The 9,151-nt window shown below is 65.3% G+C and carries 12 protein-coding genes, 1 tRNA gene and 2 pseudogenes; 6 read left to right on the top strand and 9 right to left on the bottom strand.

The window, feature by feature from the left end; all coding sequences use genetic code 11:
* Positions 1-11 precede the first annotated feature (11 nt).
* From E6W36_RS12705 to E6W36_RS20855, 3 genes are read left to right on the top strand one after another with little or no spacing between them, the layout of a single operon-like run.
* Positions 12-329 (top strand): type II toxin-antitoxin system Phd/YefM family antitoxin, encoded by a 318-nt coding sequence (locus E6W36_RS12705; RefSeq protein ID WP_222872827.1) that lies wholly within the window; start codon positions 12-14, stop codon positions 327-329.
* Positions 329-631: a PIN domain-containing protein gene (locus tag E6W36_RS12700; RefSeq protein ID WP_222872826.1), complete on the top strand. Its 303-nt coding sequence runs from the start codon at positions 329-331 to the stop codon at positions 629-631. Before E6W36_RS12705 ends, E6W36_RS12700 begins: the two co-directional genes overlap by 1 nt.
* Positions 616-741 (top strand): hypothetical protein, encoded by a 126-nt coding sequence (locus E6W36_RS20855; RefSeq protein WP_281277328.1) that lies wholly within the window; start codon positions 616-618, stop codon positions 739-741. The genes E6W36_RS12700 and E6W36_RS20855 overlap by 16 nt, the downstream gene beginning before the upstream one ends.
* 102 nt (positions 742-843) lie before the next feature.
* Here E6W36_RS20855 and E6W36_RS12695 read toward each other — a convergent pair.
* From E6W36_RS12695 to E6W36_RS12685, 3 genes are all read right to left on the bottom strand, one after another.
* Positions 844-917 (bottom strand) — tRNA-Cys (locus E6W36_RS12695).
* Positions 918-954: 37 nt separating this feature from the next.
* Positions 955-2,334 carry an SLC13 family permease gene (locus E6W36_RS12690; RefSeq protein WP_222872825.1) on the bottom strand — a complete coding sequence of 460 codons (1,380 nt, stop codon included), beginning with the start codon at positions 2,332-2,334 and terminating at the stop codon, positions 955-957.
* A gap of 234 nt (positions 2,335-2,568) precedes the next feature.
* Entirely contained in the window at positions 2,569-2,856 is a 288-nt protein-coding gene (locus E6W36_RS12685) for a DUF427 domain-containing protein (RefSeq protein ID WP_222872824.1), read from the bottom strand.
* Between the two features lie 88 nt (positions 2,857-2,944).
* Between E6W36_RS12685 and E6W36_RS19285 the strand changes: the two genes are divergently transcribed.
* Complete coding sequence (locus E6W36_RS19285; protein ID WP_246047694.1) at positions 2,945-3,073, top strand: class I SAM-dependent methyltransferase; 129 nt, start codon at positions 2,945-2,947, stop codon at positions 3,071-3,073.
* 55 nt (positions 3,074-3,128) lie between these two features.
* Complete coding sequence (locus E6W36_RS12680) at positions 3,129-3,581, top strand: DUF938 domain-containing protein (RefSeq protein WP_246048341.1); 453 nt, start codon at positions 3,129-3,131, stop codon at positions 3,579-3,581.
* Here E6W36_RS12680 and msrA read toward each other — a convergent pair.
* Positions 3,562-4,104: a peptide-methionine (S)-S-oxide reductase MsrA gene (gene msrA, locus E6W36_RS12675; protein ID WP_222874492.1), complete on the bottom strand. Its 543-nt coding sequence runs from the start codon at positions 4,102-4,104 to the stop codon at positions 3,562-3,564. The genes E6W36_RS12680 and msrA overlap by 20 nt on opposite strands.
* A 182-nt stretch (positions 4,105-4,286) precedes the next feature.
* Between msrA and E6W36_RS12670 the strand changes: the two genes are divergently transcribed.
* Complete coding sequence (locus tag E6W36_RS12670; protein ID WP_222872823.1) at positions 4,287-4,904, top strand: head GIN domain-containing protein; 618 nt, start codon at positions 4,287-4,289, stop codon at positions 4,902-4,904.
* A 156-nt stretch (positions 4,905-5,060) separates the two neighbouring features.
* Here the strand turns inward: E6W36_RS12670 and gcvPB are convergent.
* The 5 genes and pseudogenes from gcvPB to gcvH all read right to left on the bottom strand — a co-directional run bounded on the left by gcvPB (position 5,061) and on the right by gcvH (position 9,150).
* Positions 5,061-6,630 (bottom strand): annotated as a pseudogene (gene gcvPB / locus E6W36_RS12665) (aminomethyl-transferring glycine dehydrogenase subunit GcvPB).
* Positions 6,627-7,991: pseudogene (gene gcvPA, locus E6W36_RS12660) on the bottom strand (aminomethyl-transferring glycine dehydrogenase subunit GcvPA). The pseudogenes gcvPB and gcvPA overlap by 4 nt, the downstream one beginning before the upstream one ends.
* 15 nt (positions 7,992-8,006) lie before the next feature.
* Positions 8,007-8,189 carry a hypothetical protein gene (locus E6W36_RS12655; RefSeq protein ID WP_222872822.1) on the bottom strand — a complete coding sequence of 61 codons (183 nt, stop codon included), beginning with the start codon at positions 8,187-8,189 and terminating at the stop codon, positions 8,007-8,009.
* Positions 8,190-8,218: 29 nt separating this feature from the next.
* A complete protein-coding gene (locus tag E6W36_RS12650) occupies positions 8,219-8,776 on the bottom strand; it encodes a class I SAM-dependent methyltransferase (protein ID WP_222872821.1) in 558 nt (185 codons plus the stop codon).
* Positions 8,776-9,150, bottom strand: coding sequence for a glycine cleavage system protein GcvH (gene gcvH / locus E6W36_RS12645; RefSeq protein WP_222872820.1), 375 nt, complete (start codon positions 9,148-9,150; stop codon positions 8,776-8,778). Before gcvH ends, E6W36_RS12650 begins: the two co-directional genes overlap by 1 nt.
* Between the last annotated feature and the right edge of the window lies 1 nt (position 9,151).

Genomic DNA, 9,151 nt, shown 5'->3' with positions numbered 1-9,151 from the left:
GGGGCCACGAGATGGCTCGCTTCTGGACATTTTTGTCCATATCGATCATAATGATCATATCGATTAATGAGGTCAGCGCTGTCAGCTTCCGCCAAAATCTCGGCGAGATGCTCAACCAAGTTCAATACCGCCATGATAGTATTGTCATCAATAAGGACGGCAAGCCGGTGGCGGCCTTGGTCAACGCCGAGCTGTTCGCACGCGTGTGCCGTCTCAATGACCGGTTCGAGGCGCTGACCGACCGAATAGCCCATGCCTTTGCCGACATTGCCGAGGCGGAAGGCTTGGCGGAAATCGACGCAGTTGCGTCAAAGGTCCGTCACGGCTGATGGCGCGTCTGCGTGTCGTGCCAAATGCCAATGTGCTGGTGTCCGGTATCGCCTATCCGGGCAGCATTCCAGGAAAAATCATCGGCACATGGCGCGCGGGCGGCATCGACATCGTGCCGTCACGTCACATCATCGACGAGATGATAAGGGTGTTGCCGCGCCTCTCGCGCAATCCGCTCGGCCCCGACGACATCCGCGATCTCGCCGACAGTTTTACTTCCTGGCCGATATTGTCGAGCCAGACGGTGCCAGCGACCCGGATTTGCGCGATCTCGCCGATCAGCCAGTGCTCGCAACGCTGACGGCCTCTGGCGCTGACTATCTCATCACCGGGGACAAGGGCCTGCTTGCGCTCGGCGAGCGCTACCCGATCCTATCCCCAGCAGCGGATTTCTGGGCGCGACACGGCTGAAGGTGTGCTGGCCAGCTCGCCTCTGAGTGATGTGTTGCTGACGCCGGACTCTTCGCAAACCTGGTGGAAACCCACGGACTGAGACTGTGTGACGGGAATGGTTGGAGGCCCGAGCCGGAATCGAACCGGCATATACGGATTTGCAGTCCGCTGCGTCACCATTCCGCCATCGGGCCACCAAGCTGCGCTTAATCCAGCACTGGCGCGCCAGCGTCAAGGGGCTACCGCGAAGCAGACCGCGACAATGAGCGGGATGCCAAGCAGATCGATGAGGAAACCGGCGCGGACCATCTGCCCCACCCGCACCTGCCCGGTCGCATAGGCAATCGCGTTCGGCCCGGTGCCGGCCGGCATCATGAAGCCCCAGCTCGCCGCCAGCGCCGCCGGCATCGCCAGCGCCAGCGGGTCGAGTCCGGTCGCGGTCGCGACGCCTGCCACCACCGGCAGGAAGCCGCTGGCGGTCGCGACGTTGGAGGCAAATTCCGTGACCAGGATCACCAGCGCCGTCAGCAGCAGCGCCAGCGCCCAGATCGGGATCGTGCCGAGGCCGGAGAGCTGCTGGCCGATCCACAGCGCCAGGCCGCTTGCCGTGATGGCATCGGCAAGCGCCAGCCCGCCGCCAAACATCATGATCACGTCCCACGGCACGCCGCGCGCGTCCGGCCACTCGAGGATCGGCCGGCCGTTCCCGCCCGGCAGAATGAACAGCAGCAGCGCGGCAGCAATGGCGGTCATGCCGTCGTCCAGCGCCGACAGCCCGATCCTGTCCTTGATCAGGGGCAACACCGTCCAGCCGAGGATCAGCGCCACCACCAGCGGCGCCACGCGCTTCTCGAGCGGCGACCAGGCTCCCGGCGTCCCGATGGCGGCCAGCACGGCCTGCCTGTCGAATGCCGCATGCGGCACGCGCAGCGCGCGGTTGAGGAGCCAGGCGGCGGCAGGAACGCCGAGGAACACCATCGGCAGACCGAACTTCGACCAGGTGACAAAGTCGATCCGGATATCGAGCGTCCGGTCGATCATGGCCGCCGCGATGCCGTTGGTCGGCGATCCGACCAAAGTGCCGAGGCCGCCGATCGACGCTGCATAGGCGACACCCAGCAGCAGCGCCGGCGCGAAGCCGTCGTCCTGCCCGCGTGCCCGGATCAACGCCAGCGCGACCGGGGTCATGATCAGCGCCGTCGCAGTGTTGGAGACGATCATGCTCACGATGGCCGTCGCCGCCATGAACGCCAGCACCAGCCGGCGCGGGCTGGTGCCGCCCCGCGCGGCCACGGCTAGCGCCACCCGCCGGTGCAGGCCCGCCTTTTCGATAGCGATGGCGACGATCGCCCCCGAGCACCAGAAACAGGATCGGCGAATAATAGGTGCCGGCGATCTTGCCGGCGCTGCCGGCCCCAGCAGCGGCAGCAGCAGGAAGGGCAGCAGTGCCGTCATGGTCAGCGGCACGGCCTCGGTGAACCACCACAGCGCCATCAGCACGGCAACCGCCGCCACCGCCCAGCCCTCTGGACTGAGGCCCGCCGGTGCGTCCACAAGCCGCATCGTCATAAACAGGCCGAGCCCGGCCCAGAGCCCCGCCCGCTGGATCATGGGCAAGGCTTAGCGCTTTGGTACTATTGTGGCTAGAATGATTTAACAGGCTGTTGAAAAGCGGAATAATACAGTCCCATTTCGTCATTCCGGCGAAGGCCGGAATCCATGGGTGCTTATATACACAACGAATATAAGATGTTAGCCATAGACCCCGGCCGGAGTTTATCCCCGTTAGGGGCCGGGGTGACGGCTGTGGGTTTGGGGTGCGGGAAACCATTTTTCAGCAACCTGTTAGGCTGGCGAGACGGTCACGCCGCGCCAGAATGCGACATAACCGCGGATATGCGCGGCCTCTGGCTTGGTCTCGGGGTAGTACCAGGCGGCATCGGCGTTCTCCGCCCCGCCGGCCACCAGCGTGTAATAGTGCGCGGTTCCCTTCCATGGACACACCGTCTTCGCCCCGCTGGGCTTCAGGAACACGGGATTTACGCTATCGATCGGGAAATAATGGTTGCCCTCGACGACAACAGTCGCGTCCGAGCGGGCTATAGTCTGGCCATTCCAGCGAGCTTCCATCATGGGGGCGTTCCTGCTTTCGATTGTGAGGAGGTTAGATCCATATGGCGCGCACCCTGCACAAGGCAACCTTGCTCCGCACCTCGGGAGATTGCTCAAGCGTGCGCTGGCTGGCGGCATGAGCGAGGACCTGCGCCGCTACGCGCCGGCAACCGCGCGCAACCGGGAGCCGATCCTCGCCGTGCTGAAAACGTGCTGCCGGCGCGCGGCCTGGTTTTGAAGTCGCAAGCGGCACGGGCGAGCACGCCGTCCATTTCGCGCCGCATTTTCCCGGCCTGCTCTGGCAGCCGACGGACGCCGACCCGGACGCCCTGCCCTCGATCGACGCCTGGCGGGCGCACAGCGCCGCGCCGAACATCCTGCCGCCGGTGCGGCTCGATCTGCTCGCAGACCCGGCTCCGGTGCCGCAGGCGGAAGCGCTGGTCTGCATCAACATGGTGCACATCAGCCCCTGGCCGGCAACCGCCGCGCTGATGCGCCTGGCTGCAGACCTGCTGCCGGCGGATGGCCCTCTCTATCTGTACGGGCCGTACAAACGCGATGGCGCGCATACGGCACCGAGCAACGCGGCGTTCGATGCGGACCTCAAGTCGCGCAATCCGGCCTGGGGCGTGCGCGATCTGGAAAGCGTCGCTGCATGCGCGGACGCCGCCGGGCTGACGTTGGCGGACGTCATCCCGATGCCCGCCAACAACGTCTCGGTGGTGTTCAGGCGGCGGCCGACTTGAGGCGGTGCTTGTAGGCCTCGCGGAATTTCTTGACCTTCGGCGCGACCACGAAGTTGCAGTAGGCGTTGCCACTGCCCAGGCGCTGGAAATATTCCTGGTGATAGTCTTCCGCGACCCAGAAGGTCCCGGCCGGCGCAATCTGGGTGACGATCTTGCCGGGCCACAGGCTTGCGGCGCGCGCCTTTGCGGCCACAGCTTCCGCTTCCTGCGCAGGCGACAGCGTGAAGATCGCCGAGCGGTAATGCTCGCCGACGTCGTTGCCCTGACGGTTCAGGGTCGTCGGGTCATGGACGTGGAAGAAGATATCGAGAATTTCCGCGTAGGAAATCTGTGCGGGATCGAAGGTCACGCGGATCGACTCCGCATGGCCGGTGCCGCCAGCGCACACCTGCTTGTAGTTGGGGTTGTCGACATGGCCGCCGGCATAGCCGGACTCGACCGACACGATGCCCTGCAGGTCGTCGTACATGGCCTCGATGCACCAGAAGCAGCCGCCTGCCAGAATTGCCGTTTCCATATGTATCTCCTTCTCGGCTGGTTCGCTGGCCAGCGACGCCGCGTTACGGGAAAATATATAGGGTCATGAAACGGATTGTCAGCGATTTGCCGCCGCCCGTCGCATGAGGCAGGACTTTGCATACAATTGCGTCATGCTGCCATAGGATAATAAAACACCACCACGCACTGACAGCGAATGAGGCTATCATGAAACTGCTGACCACCCTGACAATCGCCATGCTCGCGGCAACGCCGGCCCTTGCCGCCTCGCGCACATTCGACGTCAAGGATTTCAAAGGCGTCGCGCTGACCGGCTCGCATGATGTCGAAATTTCCCCGGGCGCGTACTCGGTCACTGCGGAAGGCGACGCCAAGGACCTCGACCGGCTGAAGATCACAGTCGACGACGGCGAACTGGTCATCAGCCAGAAATCCGGCATCTACTCCAGCAGCGGCCGCGTGGTCGTGCATGTACGGCTGCCCACACTCAGCAGCATGACGCTCACCGGCTCGGGCGACATGACCGCCAAGGGCGTCGATGCCAAGGCATTCGAGGCACGACTGACCGGTTCAGGCGATCTGTCCGTCAGCGGCACATGCACCAGCATCATGGCCAGCCTGCTCGGCTCCGGCGACTTGGTGGCCAAGGATCTGAAGTGCGAGACCGCCAATGCGTCTCTGCTGGGGTCCGGCGATCTTGCCATCTACGCGAGCAAGGCGATCCATGCCTCCATTCTGGGGTCCGGCGATATCGTCGTGCACGGGAACCCGGCAAGCCGCCAGACCAAGGAACGCGGCAGCGGCGACATCAGCTTCTCGAAGTAATTGTCGCAGCGCAATCCTCCCCATCGGGGAGGGGACCACCCGCAAGGGTGGTGGAGGTGGCGGAGACTTGGCATTTCTGCCCCTCCGCCCGCCTTGCAGACGGACACCCTCCCCTTCAAGGGGAGGATCTGTCACCACACAGAAGTCTTATAGCCCCTACTCCGCCGCCTGCGCCTGTGATGGCGGCCGGTAGCTCAGCACGGGCTGCCGTGCCGCCTGCGTCTCGTCGAGGCGCTTCATCGGCGCAAAGCGCGGCGCACTGGTGAAGCGGGCTGTCTTGCCGGCCCTGGCTGCCAGTGCCAGGCCGCGCATCGCCATGATGAACTGGTCAAGCGAGGCCTTGCTTTCGCTTTCGGTCGGCTCGACCAGCATCGCGCCATGCACGACGAGCGGGAAATAGACGGTCATCGGGTGATAGCCTTCGTCAATCAGCGCCTTGGCGAAGTCGAGCGTGGTCAGCCCTGCGTCTTTCAGGAAGCGGTCGTCGAACAGCGCCTCGTGCATGCACGGCCCCTCGAACGGCGCGGTCATCACGTCCTTGAGGCTGGCGAGCACATAGTTGGCGTTCAGCACGGCGTCTTCCGCCGCCTGCATCAGGCCATCCGCGCCGTGGCTCAGCATGTAGGCAGCCGCCCGTACGAACATGCCCATCTGGCCGTGGAAGGCGGTCATGCGGCCGAAACTTTGCGCTGCCTTCGGGTCCTCGTCACGATGCTCGACCAGTTGCAGTTCGCCGTCCGCCAGCTTGTGGATGAACGGCAGCGGCGCGAACGGCGCCAGCTTCTCGGACAGCACCACCGGGCCAGAACCCGGCCCGCCGCCGCCGTGCGGGGTGGAAAAGGTCTTGTGCAGGTTGATGTGCATGGCGTCGACGCCGAGGTCGCCCGGGCGCACCTTGCCGACCAGCGCGTTGAAGTTGGCGCCGTCGCAGTAGAAATAGGCCCCGACAGCATGCACGGCCTCGGCGATCTCGACGATATCCGGCTCGAACAGCCCGCAGGTGTTCGGGTTGGTCAGCATGATCGCGGCGACATCCGGCCTCAGGCGCTGCTTCAGTGCGCTAAAATCGACGCGCCCGCGCGCATCCGCAGGGATCGGCTCGACCCGGAAACCGCAGAAGGCCGCAGTCGCCGGGTTGGTGCCATGCGCTGATTCCGGGCAGAGCACCACCGGCCGCTGCTCGCCGCGCGCATCCAGTGCGGCGCGGATCGCCAGCATGCCGCACAGCTCGCCGTGCGCGCCCGCTTTCGGACTCATGGCGACCGCGTTCATGCCGGTCAGCGTCATCAGCCAGTGCGCCACCAGTTCGATCAGCGCCAAAGCGCCCTGCACGCTGTTCTGCGGCTGCAGCGGGTGGATGTCGGCAAAGCCGGGCAGCCGTGCCATCTTCTCGTTCAGGCGCGGGTTGTGCTTCATGGTGCACGACCCGAGCGGAAACAGCCCGAGATCGATCGCGTAATTCTTGCGGCTGAGCCGGGTGTAATGGCGCACCGCCTCCGGCTCCGTGAGCCCCGGCAGCCCGATCGGCCGGTTGCGCTCCAGGCCGCCGAGCCGGGCTGCACGCCTGGGCGGGCGGGCGTATCGACCCCGTGCGGCCTTCGTCGCCGATTTCGAAAATCAGCGGCTCTTCAAGCTGCAGCGCGCGGTTGCCGGTGAAGGTTTCCAGTGCACTCGGCGCAGTCGCCTCGGTCGGGCGGGTCGGGCGTCCCTGATTGTTCATGCTCATGCCAGCACCTTCCGGAATGCGGCGACCAACGCATCGATATCGGCGTCGGTCACGGTTTCGGTTACGGCGATGATCACGCCGTTCTCAAGATCGGTTGCATGCGGGTACAGGCGGCCGAGCGCCACACCCGCCAGCACATCGTGTTCGGCAAGGTCGCGCAGCACCGGGCGGGCCGGCCGGTCGAGCTTCACCGTGAACTCGTTGAAGAAGGCGGTGTTCAGCACCGTGACGCCGTCGAGGGCGTCCAGGCGGTCTGCCACTTCGCAGGCGCGGGCGTGGTTGTATTCGGCAACCGCACGCAGGCCCTTCTCGCCAAGCAGGGTCATGTGGATGGTGAAGGCGAGCGCGCACAGCCCGGAGTTGGTGCAGATGTTGGAGGTCGCCTTTTCCCGGCGGATATGCTGCTCGCGGGTCGAGAGTGTGAGCACGAAACCGCGCTTGCCGTCGGCGTCGACCGTCTCGCCGCAGAGGCGGCCCGGCATCTGGCGAACATACTTCTCCTTGGCTGCGAACAGCCCGAGGTACGGCCCGCCGAAGTTCAGCGCATTGCCGATCGACTGCCCCTCCCCGACCGCGATGTCGGCCCCATTTCCCCGGCGAGGTCAGCATGCCGAGCGCGATCGCCTCGGTCACCACGACCACCAGCAGCGCGCCCTTGGCATGGCAGGCGGCGGCCAGATCGCTGAGATCGGCGACGTGGCCGAAAAGGTTGGGGTTCTGGACGACAACGCAGGAGGTCGTCTCGTCGATCTGGTGCATCAGCCAGTCGATGTCGCAACCCGGCCTGCCGTCCGAGAGCGTCGGCGTGCCGACCACCAGCTCGTCATCGGTGAAGGCAGTCAACGTCTGCGCCACTTCGATATAGTGCGGGTGCAGCCCGGCCGAGAGCACGGCCTTGGTGCGGCGGGTAACCCGGCGCGCCATGAAAATGGCCTCCACGCAGGCCGTGGAACCGTCATACATGGAGGCGTTTGCGACATCGAGCCCGAACAGCCGGGCGACCTGGGTCTGGAACTCGAACAGATACTGCAGCGTCCCCTGCGCGATTTCCGGCTGATACGGGGTATAGCTGGTCAGGAATTCGCCACGCTGGATGATGTGGTCGACGCTGGCCGGCACGTGGTGCTTGTAAGCGCCGCAACCGATGAAGAACGGATACTCGCCCGCCGGCTTGTTTTGCGCGCAAGGCCACCCAGCAACCGCTCGACCTCCAGTTCGGTCATGTGGCCGGGCAGCCCGGCGATCGGCGCGCGACCGAGGGTCGCGGACGGCACGTCCCGGAACAGATCGTCGATCTGGCTGGCACCGACGGTGCGGAGCATCTCCGCGCGGTCAGCATCGTTCAAAGGCAGGTAACGCATGGGTAAGCCCTTCGTTTACAGTGGCTTGCGTGCGGCGAAGCGCAGGCGCACATAGTCGGCGACGAATACGCCGTCAGCGCGCCGGAGGATCGGCGCAAGAAAATCCTCGATCCGCTGCATGATTCGCGGCGCGTCGTGATCCGAAACGCCGACCGTATCCATGAAGCCCTGACGCAGCGCTGTCAGCCAGCCGACCACGCCGGTCGGCAGGTCGGTCGGCCGGTGGATCAGTTCGGCCTGAACATCGACGAACCCGCTTGCGCCAGTATCGTCGTGAACACGCCCGGTTCTGCGTAATTCTGTGCCTCGCGCGCGGGCAGTTCATAGCCCTCGAGCGCCAGCACCGCACGGATGCCAGTGCGCAGCGCCGCGATGTTGCCGAAGCCACCGAACTCGCCGACAAAGCGACCACCCGGCTTCAACGCCCGGAACACCCCGCGCGCAACGGCCGCATGGTCCATCATCCAGTGCAGTGCCGCGTTGGTGAACACGGCATCGAACTGCGCCTCGAAATCCAGCGCCTGGCCGTCCTTGACGTCCGCGACAAGCCCTCTGGCGCGCGCCGCAGCAATCATCTCCGGGCTGAAGTCGACGCCAAGCACGTCCGCGCCGCTCGCTGCAAGCTTCTCGGTCAGAACACCGTCGCCGCAGCCCAGATCAAGGATGCGCTCGCCAGGCTGCGGGGCCAGCAACGCCAGCACCGGCGCACCCAGCGCTGGCACGAAGCCGGCATTGGCGGCATAGGCCCCGGCGTCCCAGCGGTTGACGGGTTGCGGCGTGGTCATCAGCCGAGCGTCGCGAGGTAAGCCTGATAGGCGGCGGCGTCCATCAGGGCGTCGAGCTCGCCCGAGTTGCCTAGCTTCAGCTTGGCGAACCAACCCTCGCCTTCCGGCGCGCTGTTGACCAGCGACGGTTCGTCGACCAGCTTGTCATTGACCGCGACAATCTCGCCCGAGACCGGCGCATAGACGTCCGACGCGGCCTTCACCGACTCGACGACTGCGGCGTCGCCGCCCTGAGCTACGGTCTTGCCGACCACCGGCAGTTCGACGAACACCACGTCGCCCAGTTGTTCCTGCGCGTAGCCGGTAATGCCGAAGGTCGCGACATCGCCCTCGACGCGCAGCCATTCATGGTCCTTGGTGAAATACAGTGTCATG

It is taken from the genome of Hankyongella ginsenosidimutans (assembly GCF_005144965.1).
Taxonomy (GTDB): Bacteria; Pseudomonadota; Alphaproteobacteria; order Sphingomonadales; family Sphingomonadaceae; genus Hankyongella; species Hankyongella ginsenosidimutans.
Note: the sequence above shows the minus strand (reverse complement) of the source record. Positions and strands in the feature narration are given on the sequence as shown.

What these genes read in the sequence shown, in the direction of transcription:
- E6W36_RS12705 (WP_222872827.1), top strand. Translation starts at nt 12, where the DNA reads ATGGCTCGCTTCTGGACATTTTTGTCCATATCGATCATAATGATCATA.
- E6W36_RS12700 (WP_222872826.1), top strand. Translation starts at nt 329, where the DNA reads ATGGCGCGTCTGCGTGTCGTGCCAAATGCCAATGTGCTGGTGTCCGGT.
- E6W36_RS12690 (WP_222872825.1), bottom strand. Translation starts at nt 2,334, where the DNA reads ATGATCCAGCGGGCGGGGCTCTGGGCCGGGCTCGGCCTGTTTATGACG.
- E6W36_RS12685 (WP_222872824.1), bottom strand. Translation starts at nt 2,856, where the DNA reads ATGATGGAAGCTCGCTGGAATGGCCAGACTATAGCCCGCTCGGACGCG.
- E6W36_RS12670 (WP_222872823.1), top strand. Translation starts at nt 4,287, where the DNA reads ATGAAACTGCTGACCACCCTGACAATCGCCATGCTCGCGGCAACGCCG.
- E6W36_RS12650 (WP_222872821.1), bottom strand. Translation starts at nt 8,776, where the DNA reads ATGACCACGCCGCAACCCGTCAACCGCTGGGACGCCGGGGCCTATGCC.
- gcvH (WP_222872820.1), bottom strand. Translation starts at nt 9,150, where the DNA reads ATGACACTGTATTTCACCAAGGACCATGAATGGCTGCGCGTCGAGGGC.